The organism is Vibrio sp. GLN_1 (assembly GCF_043106015.1).
In the GTDB taxonomy this organism is placed as follows: domain Bacteria; phylum Pseudomonadota; class Gammaproteobacteria; order Enterobacterales; family Vibrionaceae; genus Vibrio; species Vibrio parahaemolyticus.
Window position 1 is genome coordinate 1,186,360 of record NZ_JBICMD010000036.1, and the last position, 14,518, is coordinate 1,200,877.

General features: G+C 45.3%; 13 protein-coding genes. 7 read left to right on the forward strand and 6 right to left on the reverse strand.

From position 1 onward, the window contains the following. Positions 1-5: 5 nt before the first annotated feature. On the reverse strand, positions 6-1,823 hold the full coding sequence (locus tag ACF8OV_RS23070; protein ID WP_203504183.1) for a hybrid-cluster NAD(P)-dependent oxidoreductase: 1,818 nt from the start codon (positions 1,821-1,823) through the stop codon (positions 6-8). Between the two features lie 266 nt (positions 1,824-2,089). On the opposite strand from ACF8OV_RS23070, the gene ACF8OV_RS23075 reads away from it, so the two are divergent. Both ACF8OV_RS23075 and pyrC read left to right on the forward strand, forming a co-directional pair. After that, a complete protein-coding gene (locus ACF8OV_RS23075; RefSeq protein WP_005480188.1) occupies positions 2,090-2,254 on the forward strand; it encodes a YqaE/Pmp3 family membrane protein in 165 nt (54 codons plus the stop codon). Positions 2,255-2,411: 157 nt separating this feature from the next. Next, positions 2,412-3,440 carry a dihydroorotase gene (gene pyrC, locus ACF8OV_RS23080; RefSeq protein ID WP_005480191.1) on the forward strand — a complete coding sequence of 343 codons (1,029 nt, stop codon included), beginning with the start codon at positions 2,412-2,414 and terminating at the stop codon, positions 3,438-3,440. An 88-nt stretch (positions 3,441-3,528) separates the two neighbouring features. Here pyrC and ACF8OV_RS23085 read toward each other — a convergent pair whose 3' ends face one another. Further along, positions 3,529-4,434 (reverse strand): DUF808 domain-containing protein, encoded by a 906-nt coding sequence (locus ACF8OV_RS23085; protein ID WP_203504185.1) that lies wholly within the window; start codon positions 4,432-4,434, stop codon positions 3,529-3,531. 172 nt (positions 4,435-4,606) lie between these two features. On the opposite strand from ACF8OV_RS23085, the gene ACF8OV_RS23090 reads away from it, so the two are divergent. Next, entirely contained in the window at positions 4,607-5,524 is a 918-nt protein-coding gene (locus ACF8OV_RS23090; RefSeq protein WP_203504187.1) for a M14 family metallocarboxypeptidase, read from the forward strand. Here the strand turns inward: ACF8OV_RS23090 and ACF8OV_RS23095 are convergent. Continuing rightward, a complete protein-coding gene (locus ACF8OV_RS23095) occupies positions 5,519-6,307 on the reverse strand; it encodes a helix-turn-helix domain-containing protein (RefSeq protein ID WP_120459578.1) in 789 nt (262 codons plus the stop codon). The two genes, ACF8OV_RS23090 and ACF8OV_RS23095, sit on opposite strands and share 6 nt — an antisense overlap. Positions 6,308-6,405: 98 nt before the next feature. Here ACF8OV_RS23095 and ACF8OV_RS23100 point away from each other — a divergent pair, with 98 nt between their 5' ends. From ACF8OV_RS23100 to ACF8OV_RS23110, 3 genes are all read left to right on the forward strand, one after another. Continuing rightward, positions 6,406-7,311 carry a DMT family transporter gene (locus ACF8OV_RS23100; protein ID WP_203504189.1) on the forward strand — a complete coding sequence of 302 codons (906 nt, stop codon included), beginning with the start codon at positions 6,406-6,408 and terminating at the stop codon, positions 7,309-7,311. Positions 7,312-7,457: 146 nt separating this feature from the next. Then, entirely contained in the window at positions 7,458-7,943 is a 486-nt protein-coding gene (locus ACF8OV_RS23105) for an acyl-CoA thioesterase (RefSeq protein WP_005499665.1), read from the forward strand. 165 nt (positions 7,944-8,108) lie between these two features. After that, positions 8,109-8,354 (forward strand): hypothetical protein, encoded by a 246-nt coding sequence (locus ACF8OV_RS23110; RefSeq protein ID WP_017447309.1) that lies wholly within the window; start codon positions 8,109-8,111, stop codon positions 8,352-8,354. Positions 8,355-8,773: 419 nt separating this feature from the next. Here the strand turns inward: ACF8OV_RS23110 and malG are convergent, their stop codons facing one another. The 3 genes from malG to malE form a co-directional block, all read right to left on the reverse strand. Beyond that, complete coding sequence (gene malG, locus ACF8OV_RS23115; protein ID WP_005463109.1) at positions 8,774-9,664, reverse strand: maltose ABC transporter permease MalG; 891 nt, start codon at positions 9,662-9,664, stop codon at positions 8,774-8,776. 12 nt (positions 9,665-9,676) lie between these two features. Then, entirely contained in the window at positions 9,677-11,251 is a 1,575-nt protein-coding gene (gene malF, locus ACF8OV_RS23120; RefSeq protein ID WP_005499668.1) for a maltose ABC transporter permease MalF, read from the reverse strand. Positions 11,252-11,330: 79 nt separating this feature from the next. Then, the gene (malE, locus tag ACF8OV_RS23125) at positions 11,331-12,509 is read right to left on the reverse strand and encodes a maltose/maltodextrin ABC transporter substrate-binding protein MalE (RefSeq protein WP_005463104.1); all 1,179 of its coding nucleotides are present in this window, start codon (positions 12,507-12,509) and stop codon (positions 11,331-11,333) included. Between the two features lie 674 nt (positions 12,510-13,183). Between malE and malK the strand changes: the two genes are divergently transcribed. Then, complete coding sequence (gene malK, locus ACF8OV_RS23130) at positions 13,184-14,302, forward strand: maltose/maltodextrin ABC transporter ATP-binding protein MalK (protein WP_005463102.1); 1,119 nt, start codon at positions 13,184-13,186, stop codon at positions 14,300-14,302. The last annotated feature ends 216 nt before the right edge of the window (positions 14,303-14,518 follow it).

Below are 14,518 nucleotides of genomic sequence, written 5' to 3' on the forward strand. Positions count from 1 at the left end.
CTCGGTTATTCCGTTACCGTGACATCCGTTTCTGGAATCGCGCAACACGCCAATACCGTTCCCATTGCGCGTTCTTCATCCGTCAAGGCTGGTACATCTGGGTGATGAACTTGTCCTGATGTGAGCTGTACCTTACACGCACCGCACAAGCCAGCACGACAGCTATTGCTCACTACTTTCCCTGCATCTTCAATTTGATCCAAGAGCGTTTTTTGATTGTTGCCTTGGATCTTCAAGCCATTGAATTCAATCTCAACCTCTTTTTCTGGTCTTGCTTCCACAGCAGAAACACCAAAGGCTTCTTGATGATAATGCGCCTCTGGCAAACCTTTCTTCAACAATAAGTTCTTGGCTTTTTGCATGAAACCGTCGGGCCCACAAACAAACACTTGGCGTTGTTCAACGTCTTTGATTTGCTTGATATGAGACAGACTTAAACGCCCTTTAAGACCAAACCAATCCACCGCTGGTTGCGTTAAACAGATTTTCACTTCCAGCCCTGAATGTTCGCGTTTTAATTGCTCTAACTCTGAGCGACATGGAATATCGTGCTCAGTACGGCATTGATGATAAAACACCACGTCATTCAGTTGATTGTGGTCTGCAAGATAGCGCACCATCGACAGCATTGGAGTAACACCACTGCCCGCCGACAGCAATAGTAGCGGCTGCGCATCATGCGTTTTAAGGTGGAACTGACCATCTGGGTTTTCTGCCTCTAATACATCACCGACTTGTAGGTTGTCTAACAAAGCATTCGACACGCGGCCACCCGCAATACGCTTAACGGAGATAGCATAGCGACCAGGGCGAGATGGGCTAGACGATAAGGTATATCGACGACCAATTTTCTTACCATTGATATCCACCTCAATCGGCAAATGTTGGCCCGGTAAGTAGTTTGGTAAAGAACCGTTGCTCGGTTCTAGCCATAAGGTCACGAAATCTTGAGCAATCTCTTCACGCTCAACACACGTCAGCGTCATGCGCACAGGTGAGTTGTCCGGATAAAATTCCGGCTCTTTATATTCGAGCACTTCAACTTTATCGCCTTGGCGAATAATGCCCTCATTGCGCGCCACAAGGTTTTGTCCAAAGAACACACCACCTCGTTCATTGGCGCGGAACTGTTGCAACGTTTTGAGCGGCTCTTTGCTTTCACGGAAAGTGCCACGCTGAGTATTGATCGTGGTAAGAATACAACGCTCACAAGGTTTGAGAGATTCGAACTCCACTTCCCCTATTCGGATGAGCTTCCAAGAATCTTCTTCAAATGGCTTGGTATCAGATACGACTAAGTTTGTGCGGAACTGATCCATGGAGTGTTGCTCAGAACTTCTTTTGTTCAATTCCTCTAGCGAAGCTTGGCTGATCACCAACACTGGATAGCCGTCAGCAAAACTCACATTTTGTCCCAGGCTTTCACGGACACGATTGGATTGTTCACCGCTAAAAAGCAACTCTACGCGCTGTCCCAATACCTGACTAAACCAATCATCCGCATCATCGGTAGTCGTGTAAGCGGTGAAGGTATCTTTCCAAACCGTTGCGGGTGTTTCCTGCATTTTGAAATCTTGATAACGGATTTTAAGTGGTTCCATTCCCAAGCTACTGAACACCACCCCATCGGCAAGCAACGCTGATTTCACGGTTACCATTTGAGGGTACTTTCGCGCAGTGATCATCGAACCATCGGCTTTGGCGATCATAAAACGACGGTCAAAACTCAACCCTTGTTTTTCTACCCATGCGGACGAAAGCGACACACCTCCGACTGATTTAACCGGAAAAACATTGATTTGGGATAAAACGGGTTGCGACATAGCCTTCTTCCTACGGGTGATCTTTATTTGTTGCAGTATTGTATACCTAAATGACATTAAGATGCAGATTCACGCATTAGCATTTATCCCAAAATCAAACCGTTAAGAGAGAAAACGACTTGGATTTACTGAGATGCCTTTACTACACTCAGAATTCACATTTTTTAACACTGCTCTGACCAAATACCATTTGATAAAGTGTGATACGAAACACATAATGCGCCATATTTTTGACGACATCCATTCATTGACTTGGAGCTTTACCCATGGATACAAAAAAACTGATTCTAATTTTGCTGTGTATCTTTCTTCCACCGGTAGCGGTTTACATGGAAAAAGGTCTGAATAAAGACTTCTTCATCAACTTGATCCTAACTTTCTTCTTCTTCCTACCAGGTACGATTCACGCACTTTGGTTAACGATGAAGTAACCACTTACACTCCTACTCTGTAGAAAAGTGAAAAATGGGATGAAATGTGAGGGCAATTCCTCTATCATCCTGTCGCCTAAGCGCAAGCGTTTGCTCCAAAAGGCAAATGCAGCGTTTAGGCTCCAATCAGACAACTTTTCAATGGTGGGAGCAATTAATGACAACACTGACTATTACTCGTCCTGACGACTGGCACGTTCACTTACGCGATGGTGAAGTTCTAAAAGACACCGTTCGCGATATCAGCCGCTACAATGGCCGCGCGCTGATCATGCCAAACACCGTCCCACCTGTTACCAATACCGAAATGGCACTTGCCTACCGCGATCGAATTCTGAAAGAGCAGCACGGCGAGCAATTCGAACCTCTGATGGCGCTTTACCTAACCGATAACACCACGCCAGAAGAGATTCGCGCAGCAAAAGCAACCGGTAAAATTGTCGCAGCGAAGCTTTACCCTGCAGGTGCAACAACTAACTCAGATTCTGGTGTGACCGATGCGAAGAACATTTACCACGTTCTCGAAGCCATGGAAGAAGTCGGGATGTTGCTTTTGGTTCATGGAGAAGTCACTCATCACCACGTTGATATCTTCGACCGAGAAAAAGAATTCCTTGATACCGTCCTCGCTCCTATCGTTAATGACTTCCCAAATCTTAAAATCGTTCTAGAACATATCACCACCGCCGACGCAGCACAGTTCGTTAACAACGCGTCTGATAATGTTGCCGCTACCATTACTGCTCACCACCTTCTTTTCAACCGCAATCACATGCTTGTCGGTGGTATTAAGCCTCATTTCTACTGCTTACCGATTCTAAAGCGCAACACCCACCAGCAAGCGCTAATCGAAGCCGCAACCAGTGGTAGCAAAAAGTTTTTCCTAGGTACCGACTCTGCTCCGCATGCAAAAGGCGCGAAAGAATCGGCTTGCGGTTGTGCAGGTTCTTACACTGCGCACGCGGCGCTAGAACTTTATGCAGAAGTCTTTGAAAAAGAAGGCAAGCTGGAAAACTTGGAAGCGTTCGCAAGCTTCAACGGTCCTGATTTTTACGGTATTGCGCGCAACGCAGATACGGTGACGTTAGAAAAATCGGCTTGGGATGTTCCTGAATCTATGCCATTTGGCAACGACATCGTTGTGCCTATTCGTGCAAACGAACAAATTGAGTGGAAAGTGAAGTAATCGCTTCACGTAAATAACGTGCATAAAAAAGGGCCATGACGTTCTTCGCATTAGAGACAGCATGGCCCTTTTTCATTTTATATGTGGATTATTTACCGCGAAGCTTTTCTACCACCGTCCATACAGCAACCACAATCAAGCCCGCTACAAAACCGATAATGCCGTTAAGCAAAATAGGCAGAATCGCTGTAGCAACCGAATGACCACTAAAGTTCATAATAATCGGTTCTACAAAGTGGTGAATGGCTGGCACGTTATGCACTACAATCCCGCCACCGACTAAAAACATCGCCGCAGTTCCCACAATCGTTAACAACTTCATCAGCTTTGGTGCAAAAGCAACTAAAGCACTGCCAACTTTCGCCATCCAGCCCTTACCTTTTGAGCGAATTTCAAGGTAGAAGCCCAAGTCATCCAATTTCACGATGCCTGCTACTAAGCCATAAACACCAATGGTCATGATGACCGCAATTAAGCTCACCACTAAGATTTGCGTCACAAGACTCGCCCCAGTCACGGTACCCAACGCAATCACAATAATTTCCGCTGAGAGAATAAAATCGGTTCGAATCGCACCTGCAACTTTTCGCTTTTCGTAATCCTCTAACGACTCGCCCGTGTCCACCAACTCTTCTTTTTCTTCATGGGGATGTGAGCGTGGAAACAGTTTTTCGAGTACTTTTTCAGCCCCTTCAAAACAGAGAAACAAACCGCCGATTAGTAGCAATGGCATGATCAACCAAGGAATAATTGCGCTAATCAATAATGCAGAAGGCACCAAAATCAGTTTGTTTTTAAATGAACCTTTGGCCACCGCCCAAACTACTGGAATTTCTCGCTCAGATGCGACACCCGAGACCTGCTGAGCGTTTAACGCTAAATCATCACCCAATACACCTGCGGTTTTTTTTGCCGCCATTTTTGACATCAACGCAACATCATCCAATACCGCGGCAATATCATCCAACAGTGTGAGTAAACTTGCTCCAGCCATTTTTTATCTCTTATATGAAATTGAGTAAGTAACAAAATGTAACACCATTAAACCCCTTGGCAAAGTGATGATTTTGCAAAGAATACCGTCACAATTGGTGTTTTGTATTGCCGATAAGATAAGACAGGTCTAGTCTTGTCATACCTTTCAGCACACAAAAGAAAAAGTATAGATGAAAAGCGGATACTCTTACCCAATCGGTACCCCAGGCCAACCTTGGGGCGAAGCAGAACGTAAAGCGTGGCTGGCACAGCGCGAAGTAAAGCGCAGCTACCAAGAAGAAGTAGTCAGCAAAATTGATGCGTTACGCGACCGTTTCGATGTAGAACAATATGGTGCGCTTTCTTACGACCAAGCTCGCTTCCCACTGTTTTGCATCAAAACACGTAACTGGGACTCAGCAAAACCGATTGTTCTTGTAACTGGCGGTGTGCATGGCTACGAGACCAGCGGCGTACACGGCGCGCTAAAATTCGTAGAAGCAGAAGCAGAGCGTTACGCAGAGCACTTCAATATTGTGGTGGCACCCTGCGTGAGCCCTTGGGGTTACGAAGTGATCAACCGTTGGAATCCAAACGCGATTGATCCAAACCGCTCTTTCTATGCAGATAGCCCAGCGGAAGAGTCAGCCAACTTGATCAAGCTCGTATCGACATTGGGCGACGTGTTAATGCACATTGATTTGCACGAGACGACAGATTCTGACGAAACTGAGTTCCGTCCTGCCTTAGCAGCTCGTGATGGTATTGAGTACATTGAAGGTATGATCCCAGATGGCTTTTACACCGTGGGAGATACTGAAAACCCTCAACCTGACTTCCAAAAAGCAGTCATTGAATCGGTTGCAAAAGTGACTCACATTGCACCAGCAGATGAACACGGCGAGATCATTGGTTCACCAGTCGTACAATTTGGCGTTATCAACTACCCAATGGTGAAACTGGGTCTGTGTGGCGGCGTAACAAATTGCGTTTACGGCACCACCACAGAAGTTTACCCAGACAGCCCGAAAGTAACGGACGAAGAGTGCAATGATGCACAAGTCGCTGCTGTTGTGGGTGGTCTGGATTACGTCCTCGCTCAGCTATAACAAGCGATTCTTATATTGCTCCGGTGTCATGCCGGAGTATTTCTTAAACATCGCGATAAAAGGGCTGGCTTGGTTATAACCTAACGTCAGCGCGACTTCTTTTACGGTTTGCCCTTTGCGTAGCAACTCCATCGAGTGTAAATACCGCACACGTAAACGCCACTCAGTAAAGCTCATTCCTAACTCACTCTGGCAATGTCTCGCTAACGTGCGCTCTGTGGTATGCACTTTTGCCGCCCACTCCGCCAAGCTGATTTCATCGGTTGGCGATTCTTCTACCGCTTTTAAGATTGGCTGAAGATATTTGTTGTCGGTTGTCGGTAAAAAGTGATGTTCCACTTCTTGTTTCGCCAGTTGATCCAACAACACTCGCACCAAGCGTTTGTCTTCATCGCTCTGCGCGATGTTAATGTCACGCTGACGAAAGTCCTCAATGATGGCAGAAACGATGGGTGTGACTTTAATTAAACTGGTTTTGGTTGGAAAATGCGCCGTCAGCTCTGGATCAATATTCAATGAGCAATATTCGATTGGTTTTCGGTTGTAGCTGGTATGACGAATGCCCGCTGGCACCCAAATTGCCAAATGAGGTGGCGCTAAAAATCGTGTGTCCTCCGCATCCATTTCCAAAATCCCACCGCTGATCAGCTGCACTTGCCCCCAAGGATGGCTATGAATCCGGGTTTCCGTGTTGGAAAGAAACGCTTCAAAATTCATAAAAACATCCGATGGCGCACGATCAATTGATAATGAAGGATGAAGATTTCTCGCACTCTTTTTCAAAATTGTCTTCCTATCGCTTACGATGTCTTTTAAGAGATACTTTTCATTATAAAGACCTGTCAGACTAGCGCCATCAATTATTGTGCGATGAGGTTCTCATGGTTTATTTGCTTCCGTTTTTTACTGTCATGATTTGGGGTGGAAATTCTATCGTAAACAAAATGGCGGCAAGCACGATTGAACCTAGCGCAATGAGCTTCTATCGTTGGTTTGTTGCGATAGTTCTTCTAACGCCATTTTGCTTGCCAGCCGTAATCAAACAGCGTCATGTGATTCGCCCATACCTGACTAAACTGGCATTTTTAGCCCTACTCGGCATGGTACTTAACCAGTCGTTAGGCTACTACGCAGGCTTAACTACAACGGCTTCAAACATGGCGTTGATTACGTCATTAGTGCCTTTGATCAGCGTATTTTTAAGCGTTCCTCTATTGGGTAAATCGGTTTCTATGTTGAGCATTGTCGGTGGGGTAATTTCACTTGGTGGTTTAGCGTTTATGCTTGGGCACGGTGACGTCACCTACTTCTTGCATCAAGATATGACGCAAGGCGACAGCTTAATGTTACTGGCCGCGTTAGTTTATGCCGCATATTGTGTGCTTTTAAAACGTTGGAAGATGCCATTTAACAGCCTAACATTGGTTTACATGCAAGGCTTCTTCTCTGTCATCATGCTGACTCCACTGTGGCTTTCAAGCGAACAACTGCTTCCTAGCCAAGCGGCGCTTCCACTGATCGCTTATGCTGGTATCGCAGCGTCTATTTTCGCTCCATTGATGTGGGTAAAAGCAATAGATTTGATTGGCGCAGACTCCAGCGCCATGTTCATGAACTTAATGCCTGTGGTCTCTGTCGCCTTAGCGTCAACACTGCTCGGTGAAGAAATTCATGTGTACCATATTATCGGCGGCTTGATGGTTATCTCCGGCGTGATTCTGTCGCAGATAAAAGTACGGAAGAAGCAAACTCTTGCTGGCCAAGAGCTACCATCAACTTCCGCCTAACAACAAAGAGAAAAGCCAAGGAGTAGAGCCGTGGCTTTTTGGTATCAACACCTCAAACAAAAGTTAATGTTTTGTTGCTCGCCCTATTCCCGTCACAAACGCTTGCTGCTACATTGGGAGAACAATAACTCACAAAGGAATGACAGATGAGCAGTGGTCAAAGAGATATTACCCTTCGTTTTTTAGCTGAACCTGGCGACGTTAATTTTGGCGGAAAGGTTCACGGCGGCGCTGTAATGAAATGGATCGACTTAGCCGCTTATGCATGCAGTGCCGCTTGGAGTGGAAAATACTGCATTACTGCCTATGCGGGTGGGATTCGTTTTGTTGCGCCAATTCATGTTGGCAACCTTGTGGAAGTAAGCGCGAAAGTCATTTACACCGGTCGAAGCTCAATGCACATCGCCATTGATGTTCAAGCTAGTGATCCAAAACAGATGAAAAATCGTTTAACTACGCACTGTATCGTGATTATGGTAGCCGTAGATGAAAGCGGTAAACCTACCGATGTACCGAAGTGGATTCCTGAATCTGATGAAGACAAGGCTCTAGAGCAATCGGCTATTCGCTTAATGAATATGCGTAAAGAAATTGGCGAAGAGATGGAAGCGCACGTTAAATATCTTAAGTAATTTTCCTGCTTCGAAAGGCCCTCTCTACCCCTCTTTCCAACTCAGAGTGTGAAGCAACATCATGCTTCGGCCATTTGCTTCACACTCGTGACACATTGTCATAATTCCGTCACCTTGTTTTGCTTAAATCCACCCTGTATTTTGGAGCTATATAGAGTTTGGATCTTGAGACTAAAGCAAACAACCTTAAGTGAAGAGACGTTGACCAATTTGAAAGCGGTCGAATATCAATGGGTAAGAACCATGTACGTCGAGGGTTATAACGAATCGGAAATTAACCACTATATTCAGACCTGTTTCGGCGGCGATACCACTTTTGCCAACCTGTTTCGTCGCGTAGCGCTACAACAAGAGAGCTTGTATACACTGCTACAATACGTTGGCTGTGCACCATCTAGCCGCGAGTTTTAAGTACCTCGGCATTTCCCGTCTTCACCTCGTTAAAACTGACGCCCTTACTTGTAAATTCGTCCACGACACTGCACATTAGTAAGACCTAAACCTCATACTTTCCCGTCATCACAGGTATTTATGTGAAGTGATTCGCAGGGCACCTCGGCGTCCCTGTGTAATCCATTGCAAAGCCGCTACTCTTTGTGTGTTTATTAAGCATAAAAAAACCTGAGTCAAGACTCAGGTTATGGTTACAAAAACTGTTAGTGATTGAATCGTAAGGAACTAAGCTAACAGCCAGCTATGCGTAACGCCAATAGAAGCAGGATATTACTGATCGGCGGCCAAACCAAAAGTGTAATATCGATGCTAAATATAAGGGCGACCATATGGTCGCCCTTTTCTAGTTATTCTTGTCAATCTCAGACCACTTGAGATTATCCTTTCACACCACCAGCGGTTAGACCACCAACCAACCAGCGTTGAGCAAGTAAGAATACTGCAGTGATTGGCACTGCTGATAGAACTGCAGCAGCAGCAAAGTCACCCCACAAGTAGTTTTGTGGATATAGGTATTGCTGCATACCTACTGCAAGTGTGTACGAGTCTACATCAGAAAGTAGTAGCGATGCTACAGGAACTTCACCAATTACCATGATGAACGACAAGATGAATACTACCGCTAGGATTGGCACTGACAGTGGCAGTAATACCAAACGGAACGCTTGCCATGGTGTCGCACCATCCAGTGCTGCCGCTTCTTCCAGAGATGAATCGATACTTTCAAAGTAACCTTTAATCGTCCAAACGTGCAGTGCGATACCACCTAAGTAAGCGAAGATCAGACCGCCGTGCGTATTCAAACCAAGGAAAGGAATGTACTGACCAAGTTTGTCGAACAACGCGTATAGAGCAACCAATGCCAATACCGCAGGGAACATTTGGAAGATCATCATCGCTTTGAGGATGGTGTTCTTACCTTTGAACTTCATACGCGCAAACGCGTAAGCCGATGTTGTAGACAGCGCCACAATCAAGATTGCAGAGATGCCACCAACTTTTACCGAGTTCCACAACCACGTCATTACTGGGAATGGAGGTGGTGTTACGGTGCCATCTGCGTTCGTAATTGAGAAACCAAGCGCTAACTTCCAGTGGTCAAGCGTTGGGTTGTCTGGGATCAAGCTACCCGTTGCGAAGTTACCTTCACGGAACGAAATCGCGATGATCATCAATAATGGGAAAATAATCAGTGCTAAGAATGCCCACATAGCAATATGAGTAGCCCAAACACGATACTTTAATGACTTACCTTGTACCATTGCCATTGTAATCTCTCCTTAGTCTTGAGCTACTTTAGTTACACGTAGGTTGATAAGTGCCAACGCGCCAACCAATAGGAAGATAAGTGTTGCTACTGCACTTGCTAGACCGAAGTCTTGACCGCCCGCACCTTCGAATGCGATTCGGTAGGTGTAACTTACCAATAGGTCTGTGTAACCCGCAGGTTCTGATGTACCGATCATGTTTGGACCACCACCTGTCAACAACTGGATAAGTACAAAGTTGTTGAAGTTAAAAGCAAAGCTTGCAATCAATAGCGGAGTCAGCGGTTTCAGCATCATCGGCATTGTGATACGCGTGAAGTTGGTGATGAAGTTCGCACCATCGATAGCCGATGCTTCATAAAGATCATCCGGAATCGCTTTTAGCAGACCCATACATAGAATCATCATGTAAGGGAAGCCTAGCCACGTGTTCACAATCAGGATCATGGTTTTCGCCATGAATGGGTCAGAGAACCATGCCGGGCTGATACCAAACAAACCTTCCAGAAGCATGTTGATCTCACCAAAGCTCTGGTTGAACAAACCTTTAAAGATCAGGATAGAAATAAACGCCGGTACCGCATAAGGCAGAATCAGTAGTAGTCGGTAGATTGAACGACCTTTCAACGCTTCCCACTGAACAACGCTTGCTAACACTAAGCCGATAACCAATGTGCAGACTACGGTTAGCGCAGAGAAAACAATAGTCCAGATAAAGATGCTGATGAATGGTTCTTTGATGCCATCATCTTTCCACACACGTTCAAAGTTGTGCGTGCCAATGTTCACTACGAAACCTGGAGACACTGTGCTGCCAACAAACTGACCGTTTTCATCCACTGGTTGGTAGTAACCCACTTCCATATTTGGACGCAGTGTTTCTTGGGTACGGTTGTTGTAAAGGGTTTCGCCGTCTTCTTGCAACGTGTAGAGCGGAACCACTGCTGCGAACTTACGCAAGCCGCTCATACGGATATCATCACCGTTCGGAAGATGCAGGTCAACGCTACTTAGCGCAGTGCGGTTCTTCACGATGGTTTTGATTGGCTCTTTATCGCCTGCCGCCTCTGTAATAGGCGCAAGGTCTAAGTCTGTCTCTGAGAAGCCTTGAAGTTGGAAAACAGGAGTTGCTAGTAGCTCGCCATCTTTCTCAACCACAATTTGGTGGCCCTGCTCGGTGTTGTACAAAGTGAATGGATAGCTATCACCACTTTGGTAAGTTCTGTCTAACAGGACGCTCTGAGCACGATCAAATGAGAGTTGGTTTTTCGCGCTGTAGTTAGTAAACGCCAAACCGATGGTATATGCCAAAGGGAAAAGGATGAACAAAATCATCCCTGCAATACCAGGGTAAATGTAACGGTGTGCGTACGTCTTTTTACTACCGAAAATGAACAACGCTAAAGCGGTAAGAATGATCGTAAGTAGTGCAAACGCAATCTCACCGCGAGAATACATAAGGATTGTTGCGTAGCCATTGAGAATGCCGACTGTGCCTAAAAGTGACCATTTGATGAACACTTTTTTGCTGCTCGGAAGGCTGGCTTCTGGTGCTGTCATAGCATTTGTACCTTGAACTGACTGCATAGGGAACCTGCTAGCGAATATAGAATAAATATAGAAAAGTAAGGAGGAGTTGCCCCCTCCTTAAAAAAGTATTACTGAATTATTTAGTCATTTGTTTTTCTGCATCTGCAAGAGCTGCATCTACAGTTTGACGGCCGTCAACAACGTTGATGATTGCGTTCTTAGCCGCACCCCAGAATGCGTTCATTTGAGGAATGTTTGGCATGATTTCGCCGTTCATCGCATTGTCCATTGTCGCAGCGATACGAGTATCTGAATCTAGCTCACGTTGGAACGAGTTAAGCGCTACCGCACCTAGAGGCTTGTCGTTGTTAACCATACGTAGGCCATCATTTGTTAGTAGGTAGTTCTCTAGGAATTCAACCGCTAGGTCCTTGTTTGGAGACGCAGTGCTGATACCAGCAGTTAGTACACCAACGAATGGCTTAGAAGACTGACCTTGGAACTTAGGTAGTGTTGTTACGCCGTAGTTGATGCCAGACTTCTCGATGTTGCCCCAAGACCATGGACCGTTGATAGTCATCGCAGCTTTACCTTGGTTGAACGCAGACTCAGAAACTGAGTAGTCCATATCCGCAGAGATAACGCCTTTGTCTACCAAGCCTTTCACGAAGTTCATCGCGTCTTTCACGCCTTCTTTCGCGATGCCTGCGTCTTTAACGTCGTAACCTTCAGAAGTGTATTTGAACGCGTAACCACCGTCAGCAGCCATTAGAGGCCAAGTGAAGTACGGTTCTTTTAGGTTCCACATGATTGCAGACTTGCCGTCTTTTTTAAGTTTTGCATCTAGCGCTGCAACTTCTTCCCAAGATTTTGGTGGGTTTGGAACTAGATCTTTGTTGTAGATCAGAGATAGAGACTCAACCGCAACAGGGTAGCCAATCAGTTTGCCGTCGTAACGTACTGCATCCCATGCAAAGTCAACGATGCCTTCTTGGATTGCTTTAGAAGGTTTGATTTCTGCTAGTAGGCCAGCTTCTGCGTAGCCACCGAAACGGTCGTGAGCCCAGAATACGATATCAGGGCCATCACCTGTTGCTGCTGTTTGAGGGAATTTATCTTGAAGGCCGTCTGGGTGAGCCACTGTTACTTTGATACCAGTGTCTTCTTCGAATTTCTTACCAACTTCAGCAAGGCCGTTGTAACCTTTGTCGCCGTTGATCCAGATAGTAAGTTGTCCTTCTTCGATGGCAGCATTAGCACCAAAAGAACCCAAAGCAACAAGAGTACCTAGTGCTACAGCGCTTAACTTTTTCATGTTCGTATCCTTTTTATATTTTTGATGTAGGGCTAGTCCATTGAGGTTCAGCCGTATTTCGACATATATCATCTGAAATAATCCAATATGTCTCATCCTCCTAATCCCTACGCCCTTACAATTATGACGTATTTTCGTGATCTAAATCGCCAAGGGTAAGAGACTCAAATCACAAAATGAATACTTCCTGTGATCGGTTTCAACTTTAGGCGGTGCAATAATGTGATTTCCGCCCAACTGTTTCATTACTCCTCCTTTTTTACTCCTCCCCATCTACTCCCCCTACAATTATTTCGATTAGGAGGATGTAGCAGTTAGCACAATCTTAGAAACTGCATTCATCCAAGAGTGGATGGTAAGAACCCTTTCCCAGCAGTGCCTATTAGCTAGGTAAAAAGATTTGCTGGTTTTGCATTGCCAGACGAGTGGAATGTCATTATTGGTGTTGTTTGTGGTAATTATTTCACGGGGGAGACAACACGAATAATGTGGGGGAGAGAAACTCGTACTTGGCTATGATGGGTAGCACTTCTATTTAGGACATTTCATTGAAGTGCTACCCTACTTTTCTTACCAACCGCAATAACTTACCGATTCCTACTGTTACTGCTCGCTAGATAATTCATATAATGATGAGCGGTGAATAATAAAAAAATTGATCGAGGACGAGCTACATGGCGAGTGTCACGTTAAAAAATGTTTGTAAAGCGTATGGCGACGTACTGATTTCTAAAAACGTAGACCTACAGATTGACGAAGGTGAATTTGTTGTTTTCGTAGGTCCATCTGGTTGTGGTAAATCTACCCTTCTACGTTGCATTGCCGGTCTTGAAGACATTACTTCAGGTGATTTGTATATTGGTGACCAGCGCATGAATGACGTCGAACCATCCAAACGTGGTGTTGGTATGGTTTTCCAGTCTTACGCTCTATACCCACACCTAAACCTATACGACAACATGTCATTTGGTCTGAAACTGGCTAAAGCAGACAAGGCAGAAATCGACAAACGAGTTGAACACGCAGCAGAAATCCTACAACTGGGTCACTTGCTTGAGCGTCAACCGAAAGCACTTTCAGGTGGTCAGCGTCAACGTGTGGCTATCGGCCGTACACTAGTATCGCAACCAAACGTATTCCTTCTAGATGAACCTTTGTCTAACCTAGATGCCGCGCTACGTGTAAACATGCGTGCGCAAATTACCAAACTACAACGTCAACTTGGCTGCACCATGATCTACGTTACACACGATCAGGTGGAAGCAATGACCATGGCGGATAAAATCGTCGTACTAGATGGTGGTTACGTTTCTCAAGTTGGTAAACCTCTTGAACTTTACCACTACCCACAGAACCGCTTTGTGGCTGGTTTCATCGGTTCTCCAAAAATGAACTTCATGAGCGTGTTCATCGATGAAGTAGAATCAGAACGCGTTAAAGTTCAGCTATCTAACGGCGTATCATTCTGGATTCCTGTAGATGGTACAACCGTTAACCGTGGCGACCGCATGTCTTTGGGTATTCGCCCAGAGCACCTACTTTCTGCAACCGAAGCTGACGCAACCATTCACGGTGAAGTGATGATCGTAGAGAAGCTTGGTAACGAAACTCAGGTATACCTAAACCTAGAAGGCGCAGACGCGGATGTGATCTATCGTCAACCAGACACGCTAGCTGTCGACACGGGCGATAAATTGGAAATCGGTATTCCTGCTCACCGTTGTCACCTATTCCATAGTGATGGTCGTGCTTGTAAACGTCTATTTAAAGAAAATGGCGTAGATTTCGAATAAATTATTCACCTATAGTTGTTATAAATCCCTCTCTCCTGAGAGGGATTTTTTGTATCAAAACCACATAAATGACCGACATCACTCGCTCGTTGGACTCATCATTCATACTCCGCACCCAAGACTAAATCATTAACTTCCCTGTAAATAAGTCATCCGTTAGACCATCAAGAAATTAAACCTTAGTTTTTATAATCAAACTCGCTTCTTAATACTTTT

Excerpts from the sequence above, each read along its gene's own strand:
- ACF8OV_RS23070 (WP_203504183.1), bottom strand. The coding sequence starts at position 1,823 with ATGTCGCAACCCGTTTTATCCCAAATCAATGTTTTTCCGGTTAAATCA.
- ACF8OV_RS23075 (WP_005480188.1), top strand. The coding sequence starts at position 2,090 with ATGGATACAAAAAAACTGATTCTAATTTTGCTGTGTATCTTTCTTCCA.
- pyrC (WP_005480191.1), top strand. The coding sequence starts at position 2,412 with ATGACAACACTGACTATTACTCGTCCTGACGACTGGCACGTTCACTTA.
- ACF8OV_RS23085 (WP_203504185.1), bottom strand. The coding sequence starts at position 4,434 with ATGGCTGGAGCAAGTTTACTCACACTGTTGGATGATATTGCCGCGGTA.
- ACF8OV_RS23090 (WP_203504187.1), top strand. The coding sequence starts at position 4,607 with ATGAAAAGCGGATACTCTTACCCAATCGGTACCCCAGGCCAACCTTGG.
- ACF8OV_RS23100 (WP_203504189.1), top strand. The coding sequence starts at position 6,406 with ATGGTTTATTTGCTTCCGTTTTTTACTGTCATGATTTGGGGTGGAAAT.
- ACF8OV_RS23105 (WP_005499665.1), top strand. The coding sequence starts at position 7,458 with ATGAGCAGTGGTCAAAGAGATATTACCCTTCGTTTTTTAGCTGAACCT.
- malG (WP_005463109.1), bottom strand. The coding sequence starts at position 9,664 with ATGGCAATGGTACAAGGTAAGTCATTAAAGTATCGTGTTTGGGCTACT.
- malF (WP_005499668.1), bottom strand. The coding sequence starts at position 11,251 with ATGCAGTCAGTTCAAGGTACAAATGCTATGACAGCACCAGAAGCCAGC.
- malE (WP_005463104.1), bottom strand. The coding sequence starts at position 12,509 with ATGAAAAAGTTAAGCGCTGTAGCACTAGGTACTCTTGTTGCTTTGGGT.
- malK (WP_005463102.1), top strand. The coding sequence starts at position 13,184 with ATGGCGAGTGTCACGTTAAAAAATGTTTGTAAAGCGTATGGCGACGTA.